The sequence below is a fragment of the Burkholderia sp. 9779_493 genome (assembly GCF_015712215.1).
GTDB lineage: Bacteria > Pseudomonadota > Gammaproteobacteria > Burkholderiales > Burkholderiaceae > Burkholderia > Burkholderia cenocepacia.
Genome location: NZ_JACCQA010000066.1, coordinates 1 through 22742, shown reverse-complemented (window position 1 = coordinate 22742; position 22742 = coordinate 1). Strand labels below are relative to the sequence as shown.

Genomic DNA, 22742 nt, shown 5'->3' with positions numbered 1-22742 from the left:
CATGCCGCACGCGCCCTTTTTGTATTTTGCCTGGCCCTGCGTCGCGTCAGACGACCGTCAGGCGCACCGGCACGTTGTTGCGCGTGGCGTTCGAGTACGGGCACACGTGGTGCGCCTTGTCGACCAGCGCCTGCGCGTCGGCCTTGTCGAGCCCCGGCAGCGACACGCGCAGTTCGATGTCGAGCCCGAAGCCGCCAGCGTCGTTCGGGCCGATGCCCACTTCCGCCGTCACCTGCGTATCGGCCGGCAGCGTCTGCTTGTTCTGGCCCGCGACGAATTTCATCGCACTCAGGAAACAGGCCGAGTAACCTGCGGCAAACAGTTGCTCCGGATTCGTGCCTTCCGCGCCCGTGCCGCCGAGTTCGCGCGGCGCGGCCAGCTTCACTTCCAGCTTGTGGTCGGCGGATACCGCGCGGCCGTCGCGGCCGCCCGTGCTCGTGGCGCTGGTCTTGTACAGAATGTTCATCGTGCAGCTCCTGTCGGGAAGAGGGAGAAAAGCGGTCCGGTCAGACGGGTGTCGCCGGCCACGAGTGAAATATAGAGCACAAATCATTAGTGTGCAAATGAAATTTTGAAGAAAAACCCGGCAGCGCCGGGCGAGGTCGTCTGCGCTTGGCGCGTCAGCGTTCGTTGGCCGCCGACAATGCGTCGCGCAACTGCTGGAGATCGGCGCGCAGCCGGATCAGGAATTCGGGCGTTTGCTGCATCGCGCAAAAGAGCTCGGCGGGCACCGAGCGCGCGCGATCCTTCAGCGCACGACCGGCCGACGTCACACGCACGTTGACGACGCGTTCGTCAGCCGCGCTGCGTACGCGCTCGACGTAGCCGAGCGCTTCCAGCCGCTTCAGCAGCGGCGTGACCGTGGCGGGATCGAGGTCGAGCCGCGCGGCAATGTCCTTCACGGCCATGTCGTCGCGCTCCCACAGCACGAGCATCGCGAGATATTGGGGATAGGTCAGCGACAGCTTGTCGAGCAGCGGCTTGTACGCCTTCGTCATCGCGTGCGAAGTCGCGTAAAGCGCGAAGCACAATTGCTCGTCGAGCGTCTGGGGCAGCGGGGGCAGGCGATCCATGGTTCGGGAAGCGCGGCGATGCGCGAACGATTTGTACGCAAATTATTTTGCGCGCAAAAGATTCGATTGAACAGGGGCGGCCGGAGGAAAGCGAGACGGGAAAGGGGAATCGGAAGAAGCGCGCCGGGCGACGACCCGGCGCGAAACAGTGCGACGGCGGGCGACATGCGCCGGCCGAAAGAGCGGGTTCAGCGGCCGGACATCGTCGTCGGCGCGCCCGGCTCCTGCACGCCGAAGCAGCCGCGATAGGTCGCGTAGAACGAGCAGTACAGCATCGTGACGATGATGATCGTCACCGGCATCATGATCGTCAGCGCATACGCGCCGGCGCCGAGCGCCTGCAGCAGCAGCGACAGCGCGAGCGACGTGCCGAGCGCGACGGCGAACCACAGCACGCCGTATACGACGAACGCGCCGCGATTGCGCCAGCAACTGACGACGCTGAAGAACAGCGCCTTCGCCGGCGGGACGTCATGCCATGCGACCAGCACCGGCGCGAACCAGAACAGCATCGCGACCGGCAGATAGAGCAGCGTCGCGAAGAACAGCGCGCCGAGCGTGCCTTGCGCGGCGAGCGTCTCGGGCGTCGTGTTCGCTTCGTCGGCCGCGCCCATCATCACGTGGAACAGCGCGCCGCCGTCCACGAACGACGAAGCGGCGAACACCAGCACCATCGACGCGACGTAGATCACGCCGAGCGCGAGCAGCCGCTGGGTCGCGACGGCGCCGTACGAGCGAAAGCCGTCGACGAGGATCGTCGGCATCACGGTCTTGCCGGCCACGGTGTCGCGGCACGCGGCCATGAAGCCGACCGCGATGCCGGGAATGAACACCAGCGGCAGCGCGGAGCCGATCACCGGCACCATCGACACGAGCGTGATGGCGAGCAGGTACGTGAAGAACAGCGTGATGAACGCGAGCGGATTCCGGCGGAACAGCCAGATGCCTTGACGGAACCAGACATAGCCCGTTTTCGCGGGCACTTCGATCAGTTGCATGCGGTTTGGATCTCGGGAAGCGCGGGCGTATGCGCGATACGCTCGCGCAGGATGCGTTCGAAATGGCCGGGGTCGTGCGGCTTGAGCATCTCGGCCGCGCGCGGCAGGTAGAAATCGTACAGGCGCGACACCCAGAAGCGGTACGCACCCGCGCGCAGCATGTCGCTCCAGTGGCGACGTTCCTCGGCCGTGAACGGCCGGACGGTCTGGTACGCGCGCAGCAGCGCGTCGGCGCGCGCGACGTCGAGCACGCCGGTCGCGAGGTCGACGCACCAGTCGTTGACGGTCACCGCGACGTCGAACAGCCACTTGTCGCAGCCCGCGAAATAGAAGTCGAAGAAGCCGCCGAGGCGTACGTCGTGACCGGTGCCGGGCGCCGCGTGCGCGAACAGCACGTTGTCGCGGAACAGGTCGCAATGGCATGGCCCGGCCGGCAGCGCCGCATAGTCGTCCGACGCGAAGAAGCCGGCCTGGTGGGCGAGCTCGCCTTCGAGCAGCGTGCGTTGCGCGTCCGTGATGAACGGCACGATGGCCGGTACGTTCTCCTGCCACCACGGCAGGCTGCGCAGGTTCGGCTGGCTGCGCGGATAGTCGCGGCCCGCGAGGTGCAGGCGCGCGAGCATCTGTCCGACCTCGATGCAGTGTTCGACCCCCGGCGCGAGTTCGGCCGCGCCGTCGAGCTTCGTGACGATCGCGGCCGGCTTGCCGTGCAGTTCGCCGAACAGCGCGCCGTCGTCACGCGGGATCGGGTCCGGGACCGGCACGCCGTGGGCGGCCAGATGGCGCATCAGGTCGAGGTAGAACGGCAGCTGCTGCGCCGTCAGCTTTTCGAAGATCGTGAGGACGTATTCGCCGCGCGTCGTCGTCAGGAAGAAATTGCTGTTTTCGATACCGGACGGAATGCCGCGGAACGCAAGCACGTCGCCCAGTTCGTAGTGGCGCATCCATTGCGCGAGATCGGAGTCGGAAACAGCGGTGAAAACGGCCATGCGGGATGCGTCAGGTCAGGGTGTCGGCACGCGGGCGGCGTGCATCGCGACAGCAGGTGAAGGGGCGGCGCGGCGCCCGGTGCGCCACGCCACGGAATCAGTAGCGCAGGTTCAGCGACGGCAGGCGCGTGATCGGGATGCCCGCGTCGTGCGGCTTCGGCGACGTGTCGGGCGTCGAGCTCATCTGGTAGCGCGTGCCGAAGTTCGATTTCACGTCGATCTCGACCGGCTTGCCGCGGTCGCGGTACTCGGTGACTTCGGTGCCGTTCTTGCTCTTTTCGTGGAAGCTCGGCGTGCGGCGGATGTCGGCGAAGTCCACTTTCGACGTGACTTCGGCGCCCGGCCGGTTGATCTTGCGGAGATCGGGCAGGCCGGCGGCTTCGTTGGCCTCGGCCCGGGCCTGCGCGTCGGCGTCAGGCGTGCCGCCGGCGGCGTGAGCGACGCCGGCGGCGGCAAACGCGACGGCAGCGGCGACGAAAATGAGCGGCTTCATGATGAGTCTCCAGTGAACCTACCGATTTTAGCAAATACTGCGCGCCATCCGGCCCCTGCGTGCGCAGGGGCGGCCATAAGGGCGACCGGGTTCCGTGGTAATGTCGTCGGATCTGACGAGGTGATGAAAATGAAAAACGATTTGAGCCGCCGGCACCGTGTGCTGTCGCCCGAAAGCCCGTCGGTCGAGGCTTTCGACGATCCGGTCGCCGCCGTCGCGCGGCTGTCCGCCATTTACGACACGAATACGGGCTTCCTGCGCGATGCGTTCGCGCGCTATCGCCGCCACGAAGCGATTACCGAGCACGTGCGCGCGTGCTACCCGTTCGTGCGGATCCGGACCGACGTCAACACGCACGTCGATTCGCGCCGCTCGTACGGCTTCGTCGCGGGTCCCGGCGTATTCGAGACGACCGTCACGCGCCCCGATCTCTTCGCGAACTACTACCGCGAGCAACTGCGTCTGCTGTCGAAGAACCACCATGTCAAGATCGAGATCGGCGTGTCGTCGCAGCCGATTCCGATCCATTTCGCGTTTCCGGAAGGCATCCATCTCGAGGGCGAACTCGATCGCGACCGCCTGCTCGCGATGCGCGACATCTTCGACACGCCCGACCTGTCGTATCTCGATGACCGCATCGTCAACGGCACGTTCGAGCCGGCGCCGGGCGAGCCGCATCCGCTCGCGCTGTTCACGGCGGCCCGCGTCGACTTCTCGCTGCACCGGCTGCGTCACTACACGGCGACGTCGCCCACGCATTTCCAGAACTACGTGCTCTACACGAACTACCAGTTCTACATCGACGAGTTCGTGAAGCTCGGCCGCACGCTGATGACCGAAAGCGACGATCCCGAGGTGCGCGCGTACCGCAGCGAGTACAGCGCGTTCGTCGAGCCGGGCGACGTCGTCACGTACAACGCGAACCTCGGCAGCGAGCCGGCCGAGGGCACCGCGCCGCCGCGCCTGCCGCAGATGCCCGCGTATCACCTGAAGCGCGCGGACGGTAGCGGGATCACGATGGTCAACATCGGCGTCGGCCCGTCGAACGCGAAGACGATCACCGATCACATCGCGGTGCTGCGTCCGCACGCTTGGGTGATGCTCGGTCACTGCGCGGGGCTGCGCAACACGCAGCGCCTCGGTGACTACGTGCTCGCGCACGGTTACGTGCGGGAAGATCACGTGCTCGACGCCGACCTGCCGCTGTGGGTGCCGATTCCGGCGCTGGCCGAAGTGCAGCTCGCGCTCGAGCGCGGCGTGGCCGAGGTCACGCGGCTGGAGGGCGCGGAACTGAAGCGGGTGATGCGCACGGGCACGGTCGCGAGCGTCGACAACCGCAACTGGGAACTGCGCGACCATCGCGAGCCCGTGCAGCGGCTGTCGCAGAGCCGCGCGATCGCGCTCGACATGGAAAGCGCGACGATCGCAGCCAACGGCTTCCGCTTCCGGGTGCCGTACGGCACGTTGCTGTGCGTATCGGACAAGCCGCTGCACGGCGAGCTGAAACTGCCGGGCATGGCCGACACGTTCTATCGCGGGCAGGTCGACCAGCATCTGCAGATCGGCGTGAAGGCGATGGAGATCCTGCGCACGAACGGGCTCGACAAGCTGCATAGCCGCAAGCTCCGGAGCTTTGCGGAAGTGGCGTTTCAGTAACGCCACCGCGCAGCGGCATGCGCAACGACAAAGGCCGCACGCGAACCTTCGTTCGCGTGCGGCCTTCATTTTTCTGCTTCCGCGTGCGGGCCCGACGGGCCTTCGCTCAGGCGCTCAGCACTCGCCCTTTTTCGCGTGTCCCGGCGGGCAGTGATAGCCGCCGCGACCGCGATAGCGCTGGTGATCCTCCCACTCGCGGCGTTCCCAGTAGCGGCGGCCGTCCCAGTAGCGGTCGCCATGCCAGCCGACGATGATCGCCGGCGCCGGGGCGACCACGACGGGCGCGGGGGCGACGACGACCGGCGCGGGCGTGCCGATGTTGACGTCGACGTTGACAGCGTGAGCGAGGCCGGACAGCGAAAGGCCGAGGCCGGCAAAGGCGAGGGCGATCAGCGAGCGTTGCATGTTCTTTTCCGTGGTGTCGTGATGAATAGGCCGGCGCGACGCGATGGAAGCGAGGGGGACCGTTCCACCGGGGGAACGCCGCGCCGACACAATGCAGTGTGCTGCGGCACGACGGAAAAGGCGAGTCGTGATTATTACGGAGGATTGGCGGCGCGCAGGCACGCGATGGGCCCGCCGTTTGACATTGGGGGCCGGCTGGTGCGGCCGATCCCGCCGCATGGTGCAGCGCCGGCTGCGGAGATTTGACATTCGACCGCGCGCGGCGGTGAACGGGTATTAACAGCGCGTTACAAAGTCACGCCCGGCGAGCCGCCGGAGCGCACTTCCGTCGCATGAAAAGCACAACAGCCGGCGCTCGGCCGGCTGTCGTCACCGACCGGTTACAGATAGAACATCCGGTCTTCTTCCGGGCGCGGCGGATGATCCTCCTCGTCCGAACCCTCTTCCTCGCCGCTGTCCTCGTAGAACGCGAGCACCGCGTCGAGCACCTGGTCGGGGTCGTCGATCACCTGCATCAGATCCATGTCTTCCGGATTGATCAGGCCCATCGGAATCAGTTGATCGCGGAACCACTGCAGCAGCCCCTGCCAGAATTCGCTGCCGACGAGGATGATCGGCACGAGGCGCGATTTTTTCGTCTGGATCAGCGTGAGCACTTCGGACAGTTCGTCGAGCGTGCCGAAACCGCCCGGCATCACGATCACCGCATCCGAGTTCTTCACGAACGTGACCTTGCGCGTGAAGAAGTGGCGGAAGCGCAGCGAGATGTCCTGATAGTGGTTGCCGGCCTGCTCGTGCGGCAGCTCGATGTTCAGGCCGACCGACGGCGCCTTGCCGGCGTGCGCGCCCTTGTTCGCGGCTTCCATGATGCCGGGGCCGCCGCCGGAGATCACCGCGAAGCCGGCGTCCGACAGCTTGCGCGCGATCTGCGCGGCGAGCTTGTAGTGCGGGGTATCGGGTTTGAGGCGGGCAGAACCGTAGATGCTGACAGCCGGGCGGATCTCCGACAGGTACTCGGTCGCCTCGATAAACTCTGCCATAATCGTGAACATCTGCCACGATGCGCGCGCCTTCTTGGCCGTCGCGCGTTCTTGATCTGCGAGCGAACGCAGACTCGGAATCACTTTTCTCTTGTTCATAATGCCTGAAGAACGAAATCTGGAAGGTAAGACCCTGCTATTGGTTGACGGTTCGAGCTATCTGTATCGGGCTTACCATGCGATGCCTGATTTGCGTGGCCCTGGCGGGGAGCCGACCGGAGCGCTCTACGGAATCATCAACATGCTGCGCCGTATGCGCAAGGAAGTCAGTGCAGAGTATAGCGCTTGCGTGTTCGATGCAAAGGGCAAGACGTTCCGCGACGACCTTTATGCCGACTATAAGGCAAACCGTCCGTCGATGCCGCCCGATCTCGCATTGCAGGTCGAGCCGATCCACGGCGCCGTGCGCGCGCTCGGCTGGCCGCTGCTGATGGTCGAAGGCGTGGAGGCCGACGACGTGATCGGCACGCTCGCGCGCGAAGCCGAACGGCACGGGATGAACGTGATCGTGTCGACCGGCGACAAGGATCTCGCGCAGCTCGTGACCGAGCGCGTCACGCTCGTCAACACGATGACCAACGAGACGCTCGACCGCGATGGCGTGATCGCGAAGTTCGGCGTGCCGCCCGAGCGCATCATCGACTATCTCGCGCTGATCGGCGACACCGTCGACAACGTGCCGGGCGTCGAGAAGTGCGGGCCGAAGACGGCCGTGAAGTGGCTGTCGCAATACGAAAGCCTCGACGGCGTCATCGCGCACGCGGCCGACATCAAGGGCGTGGTCGGCGACAACCTGCGCCGCGCGCTCGATTTCCTGCCGCTCGGCCGCAAGCTCGTGACCGTCGACACGTCATGCGATCTCGCGCCGCATCTCGAATCGATCGAAGCGTCGCTGAAGACCGACGGCGAGGCGCGCGAGCTGTTGCGCGACATCTTCGCGCGCTACGGCTTCAAGACCTGGCTGCGCGAAGTCGAGAACGCACCCGCGGAAGGCGGTGGCGCCGATGCGCCGGAAGGCGAGCCGGCCCCGGTGATCGCGACCGACGTCGTGCGCGAATACGACACGATACAGACCTGGGAACAGTTCGACGCGTGGTTCGCGAAGATCGACGCGGCCGCGCTGACCGCGTTCGACACCGAGACGACCGCGCTCGATCCGATGCTCGCGCGGCTCGTCGGCCTGTCGTTCTCGGTCGAGCCGGGCAAGGCGGCCTACCTGCCGGTCGCGCACCGCGGGCCCGACATGCCCGAGCAGCTTCCGCTCGACGAAGTGCTCGCGCGCCTGAAGCCGTGGCTCGAATCGGCCGATCGCAAGAAGGTCGGCCAGCACCTGAAGTACGACGCACAGGTGCTCGCGAACTACGACATCGAACTGAACGGCATCGAGCACGACACGCTGCTCGAATCGTACGTGGTCGAATCGCACCGCACGCACGACATGGACAGCCTCGCGCTGCGTCATCTGGGCGTCAAGACGATCAAGTACGAAGACGTGGCCGGCAAGGGCGCGAAGCAGATCGGTTTCGACGAAGTGGCGCTCGCGCAGGCCGCCGAATACGCAGCCGAAGATGCGGACATCACGCTGCAGCTCCATCACGCGCTGTATCCGCAAGTCGCCCGCGAGCCGGGCCTCGAGCGCGTGTACCGCGAGATCGAGATGCCGGTATCGCTCGTGCTGCGCAAGATGGAGCGCACGGGCGTGCTGATCGACGATGCGCGCCTGCACGCGCAGAGCACCGAAATCGCGACGCGCCTGATCGAACTCGAGGGGCAGGCGTACGAACTGGCGGGCGGCGAATTCAATCTCGGCTCGCCGAAGCAGATCGGGCAGATCTTCTTCGAGAAGCTGCAGTTGCCGGTCGTGAAAAAGACGCCGAGCGGCGCGCCGTCGACCGACGAGGAAGTGCTGCAGAAGCTGGCCGAGGACTACCCGCTGCCGAAGCTGCTGCTCGAGCATCGCGGGCTGTCGAAGCTGAAGTCGACCTATACCGACAAGCTCCCGCGCATGGTGAATCCCACCACCGGCCGCGTGCATACGAACTATGCGCAGGCCGTCGCGGTCACGGGCCGCCTGGCGTCGAACGATCCCAATCTTCAGAACATTCCGGTGCGCACGGCCGAAGGCCGGCGCATCCGCGAGGCGTTCATTGCATCGCCGGGCCACCGGATCGTATCGGCCGACTATTCGCAGATCGAACTGCGGATCATGGCGCACATCTCCGGCGACGCGTCGCTGTTGCGCGCGTTCTCGCAGGGCGAGGACATCCACCGCGCGACGGCCGCCGAGGTGTTCGGCGTGACGCCGCTGGAGGTCAATTCCGACCAGCGCCGGATCGCGAAGGTGATCAACTTCGGGCTCATCTACGGGATGAGCGCGTTCGGGCTCGCATCGAACCTCGGCATCACGCGCGACGCGGCGAAGCTCTATATCGACCGCTATTTCGCCCGCTATCCGGGCGTCGCGCAGTACATGGAAGACACGCGCGCAACCGCGAAGGAGAAGGGCTACGTCGAAACCGTTTTCGGTCGCCGCCTGTGGCTGCCCGAGATCAACGGCGGCAATGGCCCGCGCCGTCAGGCGGCCGAGCGCGCGGCCATCAATGCACCGATGCAGGGCACGGCGGCCGACCTGATCAAGCTGTCGATGATCGCGGTGGACGACTGGCTCACGCGCGACGGGCTTGCATCGCGGATGATCATGCAGGTGCACGACGAACTGGTGCTCGAGGTGCCGGAAGGCGAGCTGTCGCTCGTGCGCGAGAAACTGCCGGAAATGATGTGCGGCGTCGCGAAGCTGAAGGTGCCGCTCGTCGCCGAAGTGGGTGCCGGCGCGAACTGGGAAGAGGCACACTGACGCACCCCCGAGCGATTCCCGTTTCCCGCGGCATATTGTTGCAGGGATGCTGAATATCGAGATGGTTTGCTTGTGGTCAACGCGCAAGCTCCCGGACAATGCATGTCAATCATGTCATTGACGCGGGGCGGCGCGCCCCGCGTTCCGGATCGGATGCATCGAAGTGCTTCGAACTGCACATCGATGATGTCCGAACCGGTTAATCCACCGGGCGGCGCGAGTGCACGGCGTTTGCTTCATCCGGCGGCAGCAGTTTCGAATCGCAAAGGGGGAATCGGATGCATCGGATCATCATCGTAGGCGGAGGTGCCGGCGGCCTGGAACTGGCGACGCGGCTCGGCGACCGTTACGGCGCGCGCGGCAATCGTCCCGCGCGTGCGCTCGTCACGCTCGTCGACCGCAATCCGACGCACATCTGGAAACCGCTGCTGCACGAAGTCGCGGCCGGCAGCATGGACCCGTTCACGCAGGAGCTCGAATATGCGGCGCAGGCGCGCTGGCACGGCTTCGAGTTCCAGCAGGGCGAGCTGACCGGGCTCGACCGCGCGGCGAAGCGCGTCACGCTGTCGCCGATCAACGACAGCGACGGCGCGGAACTGTTGCCGGCACGCGAGCTGGAATACGACACGCTCGTGATCGCGATCGGCAGCACGACCCACTTCTTCGGCGTGCAGGGCGCACCGGAAAACGCGATCGCGCTCGACACGGTCGGGGAGGCCGAACGCTTCCGCAAGCGGCTGATCGCGGCATGCATGCGCGCGGAGCACCAGGCGCCGGCGCCGACCGCGCCGGGCGAGTCGGCCGAGCCGCGTATCCAGGTCGTGATCGTCGGCGGCGGCGCGACGGGCGTCGAGCTGTCCGCGGAACTGCGCAATACCGCGCAGGTGTTGTCGGCCTACGGGTTGCACAAACTCGATCCACGGCACGACGTCGGCATCGTGCTGATCGAATCGGGGCCGCGGATCCTCCCGGCGCTGCCGGAACGCGTCTCGTCGGCGACGGCTGAATTGCTCGGAAAGATCGGCGTGCGGCTGATGCTCGCCGAGCGCGTGACGGAGGTGGCGCCCGGGGCCGTCCACACGGCGAGCGGCAAGGTCGTGCGTGCCGACCTGACGGTCTGGGCCGCCGGCATCAAGGCGCCGTCGGTGCTCGCGAATCTCGATGGGCTCCAGGTCAACAAGCTGGGCCAGCTCGACGTGCGCCGCACGCTGCAAACCTTCACCGACGACAACATATTCGCGCTCGGCGATTGCGCGGCATGCGCATGGCCTGGTAACGAGCGCAACGTGCCGCCGCGCGCGCAGGCCGCGCACCAGCAGGCGAGCTTCCTGCTGAAGGCGATCGGCTGTCGGCTGGAAGGGCGTCCGCTGCCCGAATTCACGTATCGCGACCTGGGCTCGCTCGTGTCGCTCGGCCATTTCAGCGCGGTCGGCAATCTGATGGGCGGGTTGATCGGCGGCAACATGCTGATCGAAGGGCTGTTCGCACGCTTCATGTACATGTCGCTGTACCGGATGCACATTGCCGCGCTGCACGGTTATCCGCGGATGATGCTCGACACGATTGCGCACTGGCTGCGACGCACGACGCTGCCGCGCGTCAAGCTGCACTGATCGCGCTCGTGTGCGGAGCGGGCGGGGAATGCGCATGTCCTGCGTATTCCCCGCCCGTTTTTCTTTTCGATTCGCAAGGATTCGGTCGCGCGGCGATCGTCGCTACGCGCCGCCGCACGATGATTCGGCAGGCCGTCGCCAGGCTGCCGCGCGATGATCGATGCGATCGCCGCAACGCGTCGTAATCGAGTCTTACACATCTGACAGTTGACGCGACAACGGATTATTGGGCATCTTGTCCGGGTTTTCGTTTGCGGCGGGGTGCCAACCGCCGCAACATCCGCGCCGCGCGCCGGTGCGATGCCCCGTCATGCCGTCTCCGCGATCGTGACGGCGGCGCCCAATCGAGGAGTGCATTCATGTTGAAACCCGAAGTCGACAGCCTGGTCCCCCATGTCCCGTTCTCGCGCCGCAAGTTCATGCAGGCTGCGCTCGGCGGCACCTTCGCGGCGGCCGTGCTGCCCGTGTCGGCGCAGACGGTCACGACCGACAGCACCGCCCTGGACGTCGACACCATCGAAATCCGCTCGGGCGATGCGAGCGTGCCGGCTTATCGCGCGCAGCCGGTCGACAAGACGAACCTGCCGGTCGTCATCGTGATTCACGAGATCTTCGGCGTGCACGCGCATATCGCCGACGTCTGCCGGCGCTTCGCGAAGCTCGGCTATCTGGCGATCGCGCCGGACCTGTTTGCGCGGCAGGGCAACGCGGCGAAATATCCGACGATCCAGGCGCTGGTCGACAACATCGTCAGCAAGGTGCCGGACCGGCAGGTGACGGAGGATCTCGATGCGACGGTCGCGTGGGCAGGCAAGAACGGCGGCGACCTGACGCGCCTCGGCGTGACCGGGTTCTGCTGGGGCGGTCGCCAGGCGTGGCTGTATGCGGAACACAACCCGCACGTGCGGGCCGCGGTGGCGTGGTACGGGTTCGTCGAAGGCAAGACCGACGAGATGACGCCGTTCAACCCGGTCGATCACGCGTCGTTGCTGAAAGTGCCGGTGCTCGGCCTGTACGGCGAGAAGGATCAGAACATCACGCAGGCGTCGCTCGCGAACATGCGCAAGGCGATCCAGGCGAGCGATTCGAAGCTCGCGCGCGAATCGGAGATCGTCGTGTATCCGGATGCCGGCCATGCGTTCTTCGCCGACTACCGGCCGAGCTACGTGAAGGCCGATGCCGAGGATGGCTGGAAACGCGCGATCGAGTGGTTCCACAAGTTCGGCGTGATGTAAACGGCAAGCGGCGGCCGAGGCCGCCGCTGCGTGACTGCCGCGCCGTACGCGCGCTTACGGCGTTGGGCCGGTCGCGATCGGTCGCGACGGATCGGCGCTCCATTCGCTCCACGAACCCGGGTACAGCGACGCGCCGTGCAGGCCCGCCACTTCCAGCGCCAGCGCGTTGTGGCAGGCGGTGACGCCGGAGCCGCATTGCAGGATCACGCGGTTTGGCTCGGTGCCGGCCAGCACGGTGGCGAACGCCTCGCGCAATTCATGGCCGGTCTTGAAGCGGCCGTCGGCGGCCAGGTTGTCCTTGAAGAAGCGGTTGCGCGCACCGGGAATGTGGCCGCCCACCCGATCGATCGTTTCATTCTCGCCGCGATAGCGGTCCGGTGCGCGTGCATCGATCACCACGCGCGCGGCCGACGACACGTTCGCGAGCACGGCCGCTGCATCGACCGTCGATTCGAGCGGCGTTGCGGCGCGGAAGTCGCCGGCGGCCGGTTGCGGCACGTCGGTCGTCAGCGGCTGGCCGGCCGCTTCCCACGCCTGCAGGCCGCCGTCGAGCACCGCGACCGAATCGTGGCCGAGCCAGCGCAGCAGCCACCACAGGCGCGCCGCATAGGCGCCGCCTTGCGCGTCGTACGCGACGACTTGCTGGCCCTGCTTGAGGCCGCGGCTGGCGAGCAGCGTGGCGAGCGCGTCGCGGGTCGGCAGCGGATGGCGGCCGTTGGTGCCCGTCTTGCGGCCCGACAGGTCGCGGTCGAGATGAAGGTATTGCGCGCCGGGAAGGTGGCCGGCCGCGTAGGCGGCTTCGCCGGCGCCGGGATCGGCGAGATCGAAGCGGCAGTCGAACAGCGCCACGCTGCCGGGCGCCGCGGCCAGGCGCTCGGCGAGATTGGCGGCGGAGATGAGCGTGGTGTAATGAGTGTGTGGCATGACGGCTCCCTGGAGTGCAAATGGCCTGACACTCCAAGTCTAAACAAAAAAAGACGGGCCGAAGCCCGTCTTTTCGTTTGCCGGCGGCCGGGCGGCGGCAACGCGCCGCCTCCGCTGTCAGAGGTCGCCGAGGTGGCGGCGCAGGAACTCGTGGAAGTGCTGCATCCCGTCTTCCATCGGGCTCTGGTACGGGCCGACCTGCGACTCGCCACGCGCCATCAGCGCACGGCGGCCCGCGTCCATCCGCATCGCGATCTCGTCGTCCTCGACGGCCGTCTCCATGTAGGCGGCGCGCTCGGCCTCGACGAATTCGCGTTCGAACAGCGCGATTTCCTCGGGGTAATAGAACTCGACGATGTTGGTCGTCTTCTGCGGCCCGCGCGGGATCAGCCACGACACGACCAGTACGTGCGGATACCACTCGATCATCAGGCCCGGGTAGTAGACCATCCAGATCGCGCCGAACTCCGGCGGCACGCCGTTGCGGAACTTCAGCACCTGCTCGTGCCATTTCTGGTAAGTCGCGCTGCCCGGTTTCGCGAGGGCGTTGTGCACGCCGACCGTCTGCACGCTGTACCAGTCGCCGAACTCCCATTTGAGATCGTCGCACGACACGAAGCTGCCGAGGCCCGGGTGGAACGGGACGACGTGATAATCCTCGAGGTAGACCTCGATGAACGTCTTCCAGTTGTAATCGCACTCGTGCACTTCGACGTGATCGAACTGGTACTCGGAGAAGTCGAAGTGATGCTTCGTGCCGAGGTTGGCGAGATCGCGCGCGACGTTGCGGCCCTCGGCCTCGAACAGCAGCCCCTGCCAGTTCTGCAGCGGGCTCTTGCCGAGGTTCAGGCACGGCTTGTCGGGGAAGTGCGGTGCGCCGAGCAGCTCGCCTTCGAGGTCGTACGTCCAGCGGTGCAGCGGGCACACGATGTTCTGCGTGTGGCCGCGCCCGTTGAGCATGATCGCCTGCCGGTGGCGGCACACGTTCGACAGCAGTTCGATCTGGTTCGTCTGGTTGCGGACCAGCACGCGGCCTTCCTTCTCGGACGGCAGCGCAAAATAATCCCCCGCCTCGGGCACCATCAACTCGTGCCCGACGTAACGAGGTCCTTTCTTGAAGAGGGTTTCGATCTCGCGCTCGAGTAGCGCCTCATCGAAATATGCAGTGACTGGAAGCTGGCTGTGGGCCGACTTCAACTGAAGCGCATCGCTCAGATTGGACATTCCCACTCCCGGTGTTAGCGTGAAAGCAGTGAACAACCCAACCATCGAAAAATCGATTTAGGGAAACGGAGAATTATACCCGGTTCGCCTCGCAAGGCTAGGATTAAGTGCCTGATTTGTGTCAATTTTTTGTCGGGCGGCCGTCGAAAGGCGCACACTGTGCATCGAAGATGGGGCCGGGATTGTGCGCGGGCGCCCAAGACGGCAGGTCGGAAAATTCTCTTTTGCCGTAGAATGTCCGACTTGTTTTGAAATTTGACACCCTCGTCCATGGCGAAAACCGCATCCCCAGGCGCCACGCCGCCCGGCAATGGCACCGAACCGTTGCCGGACAATTACGAGATGGCGCTCGCGGAACTCGAGACGCTGGTTGCCCGGATGGAAGGCGGCGCGTTGAGCCTCGAGGATTCACTGGCGGCGTATCGCCGCGGTGCGACCCTCGTTGCGTTTTGCCAACAGCAGCTCGAGAAAGTGGAGCAGCAGGTTCGCGTGCTCGACGGCGCGACGCTGAAGCCGCTTTCGTCCGGAACGGCCGCCACGGACGGCGAAGACGACGATCTATGACATTCGAACAATGGATGCGGTCCGTGCTTGACCGTGTCGAGGACGCACTCGGCCACTATCTGCCGGCTGAAACCGCGATGCCCGCGAAACTTCACGAGGCGATGCGCTACGCGGTCCTCGGTGGCGGCAAACGCGTTCGCCCGCTGCTGTGCCATGCAGCAGGCGAGCTGACCGGTGCGACGGAGGCGGCACGCAACGCGGCGGCGGCGGCGCTGGAGATGATCCACGTCTACTCGCTCGTGCACGACGACATGCCGTGCATGGACGACGACGCGCTGCGTCGCGGCAAGCCGACCGTGCACGTGCAGTACGACGAGCCGACGGCGCTGCTGGTCGGCGATGCGCTGCAATCGCAGGCGTTCGTCGCGCTGACCGACGCCGACGCGCTGTCGCCGGTGCAGCAGGCGGCGCTCGTGCGCGAGCTGGCGCTCGCGAGCGGCTCGATCGGCATGGCCGGCGGGCAGGCGATCGACCTGGCGAGCGTCGGCCTGAAGCTGACGCGCGAACAGCTCGAGACGATGCACCGGATGAAGACGGGCGCCTTGCTGCGCGCGGCCGTGCGGATGGGTGCGCTGGCCGGCGAGACGCCTTCGACGGAAACGATGGCTGCGCTGGACGTGTACGCGGGGGCCGTGGGTCTGGCCTTCCAGGTCGTCGACGACATTCTCGACGTCACGACCGATTCGGCGACGCTTGGCAAGACGGCCGGCAAGGACGCGGCGAACGACAAGCCGACCTATGTATCGATCCTCGGTCTCGAGGCGTCGCGCGAGCTGGCAGCGCAGCTGCGCGCCGAAGCGCACGATGCGCTGAAACCGTTCGGCGCACGCGCACAGCGTCTGGCCGAACTTGCCGACCTGGTAGTGAACCGGGTCAGCTGACGCGAAAGCCCGCCGCCGCGCACACGCTACGGTGCGTGCAAAAGAATGCGGGCGCGTTTGATTTCCTACAATGGAACGACGATGTACGACTTGCTGAAAACCATCGACGACCCGGCGGATTTGCGCCGCCTCGATCGTCGCCAACTGCAACCGCTCGCGGATGAACTGCGCGCGTTCGTGCTCGACAGCGTGTCGAAGACGGGCGGCCATTTGTCGTCCAACCTCGGGACGGTCGAGCTGACGATCGCGTTGCACTACGTGTTCAACACGCCGAACGATCGCATCGTCTGGGACGTGGGTCACCAGACCTACCCGCACAAGATCCTGACGGGCCGCCGCGACCAGATGCATTCGCTGCGTCAGTACGACGGCATCTCGGGCTTCCCGCGTCGCAGCGAATCCGAATACGACACGTTCGGCACCGCGCACTCGAGCACGTCGATCTCGGCGGCGCTCGGCATGGCGATCGGCAGCCAGCTGAACGGCGACGACCGCTTCTCGATCGCCGTGATCGGCGACGGCGCGATGACGGCCGGCATGGCGTTCGAGGCGATGAACAACGCGGGCGTGTCGGAAGATGCGAAGCTGCTCGTGATCCTCAACGACAACGACATGTCGATCTCGCCGCCGGTCGGCGCGCTCAATCGCCATCTCGCCCGCCTGATGTCGGGCCGCTTCTATGCGGCTGCGCGCGCGGGCGTCGAGCGCGTGCTGAGCGTCGCGCCGCCGGTGCTCGAACTCGCGCGCAAGCTCGAGGAGCACGCGAAGGGCATGGTCGTGCCGGCCACGCTGTTCGAGGAGTTCGGCTTCAACTACATCGGCCCGATCGACGGTCACGATCTCGATTCGCTGATCCCGACGCTGCAGAACATCCGTGAACTGCGCGGCCCGCAGTTCCTGCACGTCGTGACGAAGAAAGGCCAGGGCTACAAGCTCGCCGAAGCGGATCCCGTGCTCTATCACGGCCCCGGCAAGTTCAACCCGGCCGAAGGCATCAAGCCGTCGACGACGCCCGCGAAGAAGACGTACACGCAGGTGTTCGGCGAGTGGCTGTGCGATGAAGCCGAGCGCGATACGCGCGTGGTCGGCATCACGCCCGCGATGCGCGAAGGCTCGGGCATGGTCGAGTTCGAGAAGCGCTTCAAGGATCGCTACTACGACGTCGGCATCGCCGAGCAGCATGCGGTGACGTTCGCGGGCGGTCTCGCGACCGAAGGGCTGAAGCCCGTCGTCGCGATCTACTCGACGTTCCTGCAGCGTGCGTACGACCAGCTGATCCACGACGTCGCGCTGCAGAACCTGCCGGTCGTGTTCGCGATCGACCGCGCGGGCCTCGTCGGCGCGGACGGCGCGACGCATGCGGGCGCGTACGATCTCGCGTTCATGCGCTGCATCCCGAACATGACGATCATGGCCGCATCCGACGAGAACGAATGCCGCCAGATGCTGCACACGGCGCTGCAGCAGCCGAACCCGACCGCGGTGCGCTATCCGCGCGGCGCGGGTACGGGCGTGGCGACGGTGAAGGAATTCACCGAGATCCCGCTCGGCAAGGGCGAAGTGCGTCGCCGCACGTCGCAGCCGGAAGGCAAGCGCGTCGCGATCCTCGCGTTCGGCACGATGGTCGCACCGTCGCTCGCCGCGGCCGAGGAACTCGACGCAACGGTCGCGAACATGCGCTTCGTGAAGCCGGTCGACGCAGCGCTCGTACGCGAGCTCGCCGAGACGCACGACTACGTCGTGACGGTCGAGGAAGGCTGCGTGATGGGCGGCGCGGGCTCGGCCTGCGTGGAAGCCCTGATGGAGAGTGGGGTTATCCGACCCGTACTACAATTGGGCCTCCCTGACCTGTTCATCGATCACGGCGACCCCGCGAAGCTGCTGTCGCAATGCGGCCTCGACGGCGCGGGTATCGCGAAATCGATTCGCGAACGCTTTCTGAATCCGGCGGCCGATGTCGCCGGTCAGGCGAAGCGCGTCGCGTAAGCTGGCGCCGCCCGCGGGCGGCGTCGGTGCGACTGACGCAACCGGTCTTCATTGATGCGGAAAACATGGGCCTGCGGGCCCATGTTGCTTTTCCGGCTGCCGCATGATGCGGCGTGCGCGTCGTCGGACGCGCGGCTTACAAGGATTGAACAAGATGAACCAGATGAATCCCGCCTTCGTGATGCCCGACGTGCAGAGCACGGTGGATACCCGTCAGATCCCGATTCAGCGCGTCGGCGTGAAGGCGGTCCGGCATCCGTTGACGGTATGCACCGAAAGCGGCGACGTGCAACCGACCGTCGGTGTCTGGAACCTCGACGTCCGTCTACCGGCCGACCAGAAAGGCACGCACATGTCGCGCTTCGTCGCGCTGCTCGAAGAGAATCGCGCGCCGCTGACGGTCGAGCGCTTCCGCGCGATGCTCGCGTCGATGCTCGAGAAGCTCGAGGCCGAGGCCGGCCGCATCGAAGTCACGTTCCCGTATTTCGTGAACAAGACGGCGCCGGTGTCCGGCGTGCAAAGCCTGCTCGACTATGAAGTGACGCTCGCGGGCGAAAGCCGCAACGGCGATACGCGCCTGTTCCTGAAGGTGCTCGTGCCGGTGACGAGCCTGTGCCCGTGCTCGAAGAAGATCTCGCAGTACGGCGCGCACAACCAGCGCTCGCACGTGACGATCGACGCGGAGCTGGCTGCGGATCTGCCGGTCGAGGCGCTGATCCGCATCGCGGAAGAAGAGGCGTCGTGCGAACTGTGGGGTCTGCTGAAGCGGCCGGACGAGAAGTTCGTGACCGAGCGTGCATACGAGAACCCGAAGTTCGTCGAGGATCTCGTGCGCGACGTCGCGCAGCGTCTCGATGCGGACGAGCGGGTGGTCGCCTACGTGCTCGAAGCCGAGAACTTCGAGTCGATCCACAATCACAGCGCGTATGCGCTGATCGAGCGCGACAAGCGGCAGGCTGCATAACGCTGCGGCGTTTTGTCACGCCAATGAAAAGGCCGCTCGAACGAGCGGCCTTTTTGTTTTCCTGCCGGTGGTGACGCGTGGCGCGTGACGCGAGTCAGCCCGCGAGCGATGCGAGATCCCAGCGCGGCTTCACCGTGAACGCGTAGTCGGCATTCGCCTGTTCGGGCCAGCGGCCGAGCCGCAGTGCGCCCGCGAGCGCGATCATCGCGCCGTTGTCGGTGCAGAGCGCGAGATCGGGGTAGTGCACGTCGAAGCCGCGCTTGGCCGCGGCCGCCGACAGTGCCGCGCGCAACTGGCGGTTCGCGCCGACGCCGCCCGCGACCACGAGGCGCTTGAGCTTCGTCTTCTTCAGCGCGGCGAGCGACTTCGCGACGAGTACGTCGACGGCCGCATCGACGAAGCCGCGCGCGAGGTCGGCCTTCGCGCGTTCGAGCGCCTCGCCGTCGAGCTTCGCCGCTTCGAATTTCTTCATCTGCGTGAGCACGGCCGTCTTCAGGCCGCTGAAGCTGAAGTCGAGATCGCCCGAATGCAGCATCGGGCGCGGCAGCACGACCGCGCCCGGCGTGCCCGTTTCGGCGAGCTTCGATACTTCCGGGCCGCCCGGGTAGCCGAGGCCGATCAGTTTCGCGGTTTTGTCGAACGCTTCGCCGGCCGCGTCGTCGAGTGTTTCGCCGAGCGTCTCGTACACGCCGACGTCGGTCACGCGCATCAGCTGCGTGTGGCCGCCGGACACCAGCAGCGCGACGAACGGGAACGGCGGCGGCGCGTCGACCAGCAACGGCGACAGCAGATGGCCTTCGAGGTGATGGATGCCGACGGTCGGCTTGTTCCATGCGAGCGCGAGCGCATTCGCGATGCTCGCGCCGACCAGCAGCGCGCCGGCGAGGCCGGGGCCCTGCGTGAACGCGATCGCGTCGATGTCGTCGCGGCGCGTGCCGCTTTGGGCCATCACTTCCTCGAGCAATGGCAGCGCGCGGCGGATGTGGTCGCGCGACGCGAGCTCGGGCACGACGCCGCCGTAGTCGCGGTGCATCGCGATCTGCGAATGGAGCGCGTGCGCGAGCAGGCCTCGCTGCGTGTCGTAGAGCGCGAGGCCGGTTTCGTCGCAGGAGCTTTCGATGCCGAGAACGAGCATGGGTGAGGGCGGGGCACGCCGTTTCGGACGCGCCGCAGGTAGGTCAACGTAACCGGAAAGTATAGCAGGCGAGGGCAGGCGGCCGCTGGCGGCGGCCCGGGCCCGACGCCGGGCAGGTACAATCCGCGCCATGGAAACCTATGACATCGCCGTGATCGGCGCGGGCGCCGCCGGCATGATGAGCGCCGCGGTCGCCGGGCAGCTCGGCCGCCGCGTGGTGCTGCTCGATCACGCGCCGCGGCTTGCCGAGAAAATCCGCATCTCGGGCGGCGGCCGCTGCAATTTCACGAACCTGTACGCTGGGCCCGACAACTACCTGTCGTCGAATCCGCATTTCGCACGCTCGGCGCTCGCGCGCTATACGCCGCGCGACTTCCTCGGGCTGCTCAAGCGCCATCACGTGACCTGGCACGAAAAGCACAAGGGTCAGCTTTTTTGCGACCACGGCAGCGACGCGATCATCGACGTGCTGAAGCACGAGTGCGACGCGGGCGGCATCGCGTGGCGCCGGCCCGTCGTCGTCGACGCGGTGCGCCATGCGCCATCCAACGGCTTCACGCTCGACACGCAGCAGGCGGGGCCGATCGGTGCGCGCGCGCTGATCGTCGCGACCGGCGGCCTGTCGATCCCGAAGATCGGCGCGACCGACTTCGGCTACCGGCTCGCGAAGCAGTTCGGCCACAAACTTGTCGATACGCGGCCGGCGCTCGTGCCGCTGACGTTCGCGCCGCAGGACTGGGCGCCGTTCGCGCCGCTGTCCGGCGTATCGCTCGAAGTGCGCGTTTCGACCGGCGACAAGAAGCGCGGCGGCGAATTCGTCGAGGACCTGCTGCTGACCCATCGCGGGCTGTCCGGGCCGGGCATCCTGCAGATCTCGAGCTATTGGCAGCCCGGCGATCCGATTCGCGTCGACCTGCTGCCGCAGCGCGATACGGTGGCTGACCTGCTCGACGCGAAACGCACGTCGAAGCGCCAGATCGGTTCGCTGCTCGCCGACTGGGTGCCGTCGCGCCTCGCGCATGCGTGGCTCGACACGCATCGCGTCGCGGCCGACGCGCGACTCGCGGACCTGCCGGACAAGACGCTGCGCCAGATCGGCGACGCGCTGTCCGGCTGGACGCTGACGCCGAACGGCACCGAAGGCTACAAGAAGGCCGAAGTGACGAAGGGCGGGGTCGATACGCGCGAGTTGTCGTCGGCGACGATGATGAGCGCGCGCGTGCCGGGGCTGTTCTTCGTCGGCGAGGCGGTGGACGTGACGGGCTGGCTCGGCGGCTACAACTTCCAGTGGGCATGGGCGTCCGGCACGGCGGCCGGGCAGGCCGCGGCCGAGTACGCGCGCGGCGCCTGACGCGCCGGCCGGCGCCCGGTTGGCGGGGCCCGGCCCCGTGCCTTTGGGCAATCGCTCTGCTATACTCGGTAGTCTTTCCCTGCAAACCTTTATTCGTGTCGGATCATGACGATCATTCGCGTTAAAGAGAACGAGCCGTTCGAAGTTGCAATGCGTCGCTTCAAGCGCACGATCGAGAAGAACGGTCTGCTGACCGAGCTTCGCGCGCGCGAGTTTTATGAGAAGCCGACCGCAGAACGCAAGCGCAAGAAGGCTGCTGCGGTGAAGCGTCATTACAAGCGTATTCGCAGCCAGACGCTGCCGAAGAAGCTGTACTGAACGATTGGGCGCCGCGCGGTTCGCTGAGCGGCGCACCGGCGACTCCGTGCGATCGGGTGCGATCGCGCAACCGATCAGGCGGCGAGTCGCCGATGCCGGATTCGAGCAACCCGCTTGAGACACTGTCCCAAGCGGGTTTTTGTGTTGACGCCCGTTCGCGGGCGTCGGATTCACGTTTCCATCTCGGGTGAAAGATGAGTTTGAAAGAGCAGATCAGCGAAGACATGAAGGCCGCGATGCGCGCGAAGGACAGCGAGCGCCTGGCAACGATTCGCCTGCTGATGGCCGCGATCAAGCAGCGCGAAGTCGATGACCGGGTCACGCTCGACGACGCGGGCATCACGGCCGTGATCGACAAGATGATCAAGCAGCGCAAGGATTCGATCAGCCAGTTCCAGGCGGCCGGCCGCGACGATCTCGTCGCGAAGGAGCAGGCCGAGCTGACCGTGCTGGGCGGCTACATGCCCGCGCAACTGTCGGACGCCGAAGTGGCGGCCGAAGTCCAGGCGGCGGTCGCGCAAACCGGCGCAGCCGGCCCGCAGGACATGGGCAAGGTGATGGGCGTGCTGAAGGCCAAGCTCGCCGGCCGTGCCGACATGACGGCCGTTTCCGCGCAGGTCAAGGCCGCGCTCACGAAGTAAAACCCGTTCCCGGCGCGCCCAGCGATGCGTGCGCCGGGCGTCGTATTGTCTTTTTTCGCTCGATCCCACGGTGATTCCGCATTCGTTCCTGCAGGATTTGCTGAACCGCGTCGATATCGTCGACGTGGTGGGTCGGTACGTGCAGCTCAAGAAGGGCGGCGCCAACTTCATGGGGTTGTGCCCGTTCCATAACGAGAAGAGCCCGTCGTTTACCGTCAGTCCGACCAAGCAGTTCTATCACTGCTTCGGTTGCGGCGCGCACGGCACGGCGATCGGCTTCCTGATGGAACATGCGGGGCTCACGTTCCCGGAGGCCGTGCAGGAACTCGCGCAGTCCGTCGGCCTGACCGTGCCGCACGAGCCGTCGATGCGCGGCGGCGGTGGGGGGGGCGGCGGTG

Annotated in this window: 22 protein-coding genes; 12 read left to right on the top strand and 10 right to left on the bottom strand. The window is 66.3% G+C overall.

The window, feature by feature from the left end; all coding sequences use genetic code 11:
* Positions 1 to 46: 46 nt before the first annotated feature.
* From H0X95_RS34620 to H0X95_RS34600, 5 genes are all read right to left on the bottom strand, one after another.
* Positions 47 to 466 carry an organic hydroperoxide resistance protein gene (locus H0X95_RS34620; RefSeq protein WP_048988685.1) on the bottom strand — a complete coding sequence of 140 codons (420 nt, stop codon included), beginning with the start codon at positions 464 to 466 and terminating at the stop codon, positions 47 to 49.
* Between the two features lie 154 nt (positions 467 to 620).
* The gene (locus H0X95_RS34615) at positions 621 to 1073 is read right to left on the bottom strand and encodes a MarR family winged helix-turn-helix transcriptional regulator (protein WP_006496011.1); all 453 of its coding nucleotides are present in this window, start codon (positions 1071 to 1073) and stop codon (positions 621 to 623) included.
* Positions 1074 to 1261: 188 nt separating this feature from the next.
* Entirely contained in the window at positions 1262 to 2071 is an 810-nt protein-coding gene (locus H0X95_RS34610) for a BPSS1780 family membrane protein (protein ID WP_059722576.1), read from the bottom strand.
* Positions 2062 to 3060, bottom strand: coding sequence for a homoserine kinase (locus tag H0X95_RS34605; protein WP_006486428.1), 999 nt, complete (start codon positions 3058 to 3060; stop codon positions 2062 to 2064). Before H0X95_RS34605 ends, H0X95_RS34610 begins: the two co-directional genes overlap by 10 nt.
* 97 nt (positions 3061 to 3157) lie before the next feature.
* A complete protein-coding gene (locus H0X95_RS34600) occupies positions 3158 to 3553 on the bottom strand; it encodes a hypothetical protein (protein ID WP_006486478.1) in 396 nt (131 codons plus the stop codon).
* Positions 3554 to 3682: 129 nt separating this feature from the next.
* On the opposite strand from H0X95_RS34600, the gene H0X95_RS34595 reads away from it, so the two are divergent.
* On the top strand, positions 3683 to 5209 hold the full coding sequence (locus H0X95_RS34595; RefSeq protein WP_012493190.1) for an AMP nucleosidase: 1527 nt from the start codon (positions 3683 to 3685) through the stop codon (positions 5207 to 5209).
* 114 nt (positions 5210 to 5323) lie between these two features.
* Here H0X95_RS34595 and H0X95_RS34590 read toward each other — a convergent pair whose 3' ends face one another.
* Both H0X95_RS34590 and H0X95_RS34585 read right to left on the bottom strand, forming a co-directional pair.
* Positions 5324 to 5614 (bottom strand): hypothetical protein, encoded by a 291-nt coding sequence (locus tag H0X95_RS34590; protein ID WP_006486461.1) that lies wholly within the window; start codon positions 5612 to 5614, stop codon positions 5324 to 5326.
* Between the two features lie 380 nt (positions 5615 to 5994).
* The gene (locus tag H0X95_RS34585; RefSeq protein WP_006486470.1) at positions 5995 to 6753 is read right to left on the bottom strand and encodes a TIGR00730 family Rossman fold protein; all 759 of its coding nucleotides are present in this window, start codon (positions 6751 to 6753) and stop codon (positions 5995 to 5997) included.
* 1 nt (position 6754) lies between these two features.
* Between H0X95_RS34585 and polA the strand changes: the two genes are divergently transcribed.
* The 3 genes from polA to H0X95_RS34570 all read left to right on the top strand — a co-directional run bounded on the left by polA (position 6755) and on the right by H0X95_RS34570 (position 12356).
* Positions 6755 to 9508: a DNA polymerase I gene (gene polA / locus H0X95_RS34580; protein ID WP_059722578.1), complete on the top strand. Its 2754-nt coding sequence runs from the start codon at positions 6755 to 6757 to the stop codon at positions 9506 to 9508.
* Positions 9509 to 9786: 278 nt separating this feature from the next.
* Positions 9787 to 11121, top strand: coding sequence for an NAD(P)/FAD-dependent oxidoreductase (locus H0X95_RS34575; RefSeq protein WP_006486476.1), 1335 nt, complete (start codon positions 9787 to 9789; stop codon positions 11119 to 11121).
* Between the two features lie 359 nt (positions 11122 to 11480).
* Entirely contained in the window at positions 11481 to 12356 is an 876-nt protein-coding gene (locus tag H0X95_RS34570) for a dienelactone hydrolase family protein (RefSeq protein ID WP_059722580.1), read from the top strand.
* Positions 12357 to 12410: 54 nt separating this feature from the next.
* On the opposite strand, the gene H0X95_RS34565 is transcribed toward H0X95_RS34570, so the two are convergent.
* Positions 12411 to 13280, bottom strand: a complete 870-nt coding sequence (locus H0X95_RS34565) for a sulfurtransferase (protein WP_006486463.1) — start codon at positions 13278 to 13280, stop codon at positions 12411 to 12413.
* Positions 13281 to 13397: 117 nt separating this feature from the next.
* Positions 13398 to 14504 carry an aromatic ring-hydroxylating oxygenase subunit alpha gene (locus tag H0X95_RS34560; protein ID WP_006486437.1) on the bottom strand — a complete coding sequence of 369 codons (1107 nt, stop codon included), beginning with the start codon at positions 14502 to 14504 and terminating at the stop codon, positions 13398 to 13400.
* Between the two features lie 270 nt (positions 14505 to 14774).
* Here H0X95_RS34560 and H0X95_RS34555 point away from each other — a divergent pair, with 270 nt between their 5' ends.
* From H0X95_RS34555 to folE2, 4 genes are all read left to right on the top strand, one after another.
* Entirely contained in the window at positions 14775 to 15068 is a 294-nt protein-coding gene (locus H0X95_RS34555; RefSeq protein WP_006479428.1) for an exodeoxyribonuclease VII small subunit, read from the top strand.
* Positions 15065 to 15949, top strand: coding sequence for a polyprenyl synthetase family protein (locus tag H0X95_RS34550; RefSeq protein ID WP_006486453.1), 885 nt, complete (start codon positions 15065 to 15067; stop codon positions 15947 to 15949). The genes H0X95_RS34555 and H0X95_RS34550 overlap by 4 nt, the downstream gene beginning before the upstream one ends.
* Positions 15950 to 16030: 81 nt before the next feature.
* Positions 16031 to 17935 carry a 1-deoxy-D-xylulose-5-phosphate synthase gene (gene dxs / locus H0X95_RS34545; protein ID WP_006486458.1) on the top strand — a complete coding sequence of 635 codons (1905 nt, stop codon included), beginning with the start codon at positions 16031 to 16033 and terminating at the stop codon, positions 17933 to 17935.
* A 154-nt stretch (positions 17936 to 18089) separates the two neighbouring features.
* Positions 18090 to 18899, top strand: a complete 810-nt coding sequence (gene folE2 / locus H0X95_RS34540; protein ID WP_006486446.1) for a GTP cyclohydrolase FolE2 — start codon at positions 18090 to 18092, stop codon at positions 18897 to 18899.
* Between the two features lie 94 nt (positions 18900 to 18993).
* Here the strand turns inward: folE2 and tsaD are convergent, their stop codons facing one another.
* Positions 18994 to 20034: a tRNA (adenosine(37)-N6)-threonylcarbamoyltransferase complex transferase subunit TsaD gene (tsaD, locus tag H0X95_RS34535; RefSeq protein WP_006496003.1), complete on the bottom strand. Its 1041-nt coding sequence runs from the start codon at positions 20032 to 20034 to the stop codon at positions 18994 to 18996.
* Positions 20035 to 20164: 130 nt separating this feature from the next.
* Here tsaD and H0X95_RS34530 point away from each other — a divergent pair, with 130 nt between their 5' ends.
* From H0X95_RS34530 to H0X95_RS34515, 4 genes are all read left to right on the top strand, one after another.
* Complete coding sequence (locus H0X95_RS34530) at positions 20165 to 21385, top strand: NAD(P)/FAD-dependent oxidoreductase (protein WP_059722582.1); 1221 nt, start codon at positions 20165 to 20167, stop codon at positions 21383 to 21385.
* 105 nt (positions 21386 to 21490) lie between these two features.
* Positions 21491 to 21703 (top strand): 30S ribosomal protein S21, encoded by a 213-nt coding sequence (gene rpsU / locus H0X95_RS34525; protein WP_006479415.1) that lies wholly within the window; start codon positions 21491 to 21493, stop codon positions 21701 to 21703.
* Positions 21704 to 21897: 194 nt separating this feature from the next.
* A complete protein-coding gene (locus H0X95_RS34520; protein ID WP_006489061.1) occupies positions 21898 to 22344 on the top strand; it encodes a GatB/YqeY domain-containing protein in 447 nt (148 codons plus the stop codon).
* Between the two features lie 70 nt (positions 22345 to 22414).
* Positions 22415 to 22742 (top strand): CHC2 zinc finger domain-containing protein (locus tag H0X95_RS34515; protein ID WP_253196577.1); only part of this gene is annotated, 328 nt, incomplete at its 3' end.

Bases quoted from the DNA above. Each gene is read 5' to 3' on its own strand.
- H0X95_RS34620 (WP_048988685.1), bottom strand. From the start codon at position 466: ATGAACATTCTGTACAAGACCAGCGCCACGAGCACGGGCGGCCGCGAC.
- H0X95_RS34615 (WP_006496011.1), bottom strand. From the start codon at position 1,073: ATGGATCGCCTGCCCCCGCTGCCCCAGACGCTCGACGAGCAATTGTGC.
- H0X95_RS34610 (WP_059722576.1), bottom strand. From the start codon at position 2,071: ATGCAACTGATCGAAGTGCCCGCGAAAACGGGCTATGTCTGGTTCCGT.
- H0X95_RS34605 (WP_006486428.1), bottom strand. From the start codon at position 3,060: ATGGCCGTTTTCACCGCTGTTTCCGACTCCGATCTCGCGCAATGGATG.
- H0X95_RS34600 (WP_006486478.1), bottom strand. From the start codon at position 3,553: ATGAAGCCGCTCATTTTCGTCGCCGCTGCCGTCGCGTTTGCCGCCGCC.
- H0X95_RS34595 (WP_012493190.1), top strand. From the start codon at position 3,683: ATGAAAAACGATTTGAGCCGCCGGCACCGTGTGCTGTCGCCCGAAAGC.
- H0X95_RS34590 (WP_006486461.1), bottom strand. From the start codon at position 5,614: ATGCAACGCTCGCTGATCGCCCTCGCCTTTGCCGGCCTCGGCCTTTCG.
- H0X95_RS34585 (WP_006486470.1), bottom strand. From the start codon at position 6,753: ATGAACAAGAGAAAAGTGATTCCGAGTCTGCGTTCGCTCGCAGATCAA.
- polA (WP_059722578.1), top strand. From the start codon at position 6,755: ATGCCTGAAGAACGAAATCTGGAAGGTAAGACCCTGCTATTGGTTGAC.
- H0X95_RS34575 (WP_006486476.1), top strand. From the start codon at position 9,787: ATGCATCGGATCATCATCGTAGGCGGAGGTGCCGGCGGCCTGGAACTG.
- H0X95_RS34570 (WP_059722580.1), top strand. From the start codon at position 11,481: ATGTTGAAACCCGAAGTCGACAGCCTGGTCCCCCATGTCCCGTTCTCG.
- H0X95_RS34565 (WP_006486463.1), bottom strand. From the start codon at position 13,280: ATGCCACACACTCATTACACCACGCTCATCTCCGCCGCCAATCTCGCC.
- H0X95_RS34560 (WP_006486437.1), bottom strand. From the start codon at position 14,504: ATGTCCAATCTGAGCGATGCGCTTCAGTTGAAGTCGGCCCACAGCCAG.
- H0X95_RS34555 (WP_006479428.1), top strand. From the start codon at position 14,775: ATGGCGAAAACCGCATCCCCAGGCGCCACGCCGCCCGGCAATGGCACC.
- H0X95_RS34550 (WP_006486453.1), top strand. From the start codon at position 15,065: ATGACATTCGAACAATGGATGCGGTCCGTGCTTGACCGTGTCGAGGAC.
- dxs (WP_006486458.1), top strand. From the start codon at position 16,031: ATGTACGACTTGCTGAAAACCATCGACGACCCGGCGGATTTGCGCCGC.
- folE2 (WP_006486446.1), top strand. From the start codon at position 18,090: ATGAACCAGATGAATCCCGCCTTCGTGATGCCCGACGTGCAGAGCACG.
- tsaD (WP_006496003.1), bottom strand. From the start codon at position 20,034: ATGCTCGTTCTCGGCATCGAAAGCTCCTGCGACGAAACCGGCCTCGCG.
- H0X95_RS34530 (WP_059722582.1), top strand. From the start codon at position 20,165: ATGGAAACCTATGACATCGCCGTGATCGGCGCGGGCGCCGCCGGCATG.
- rpsU (WP_006479415.1), top strand. From the start codon at position 21,491: ATGACGATCATTCGCGTTAAAGAGAACGAGCCGTTCGAAGTTGCAATG.
- H0X95_RS34520 (WP_006489061.1), top strand. From the start codon at position 21,898: ATGAGTTTGAAAGAGCAGATCAGCGAAGACATGAAGGCCGCGATGCGC.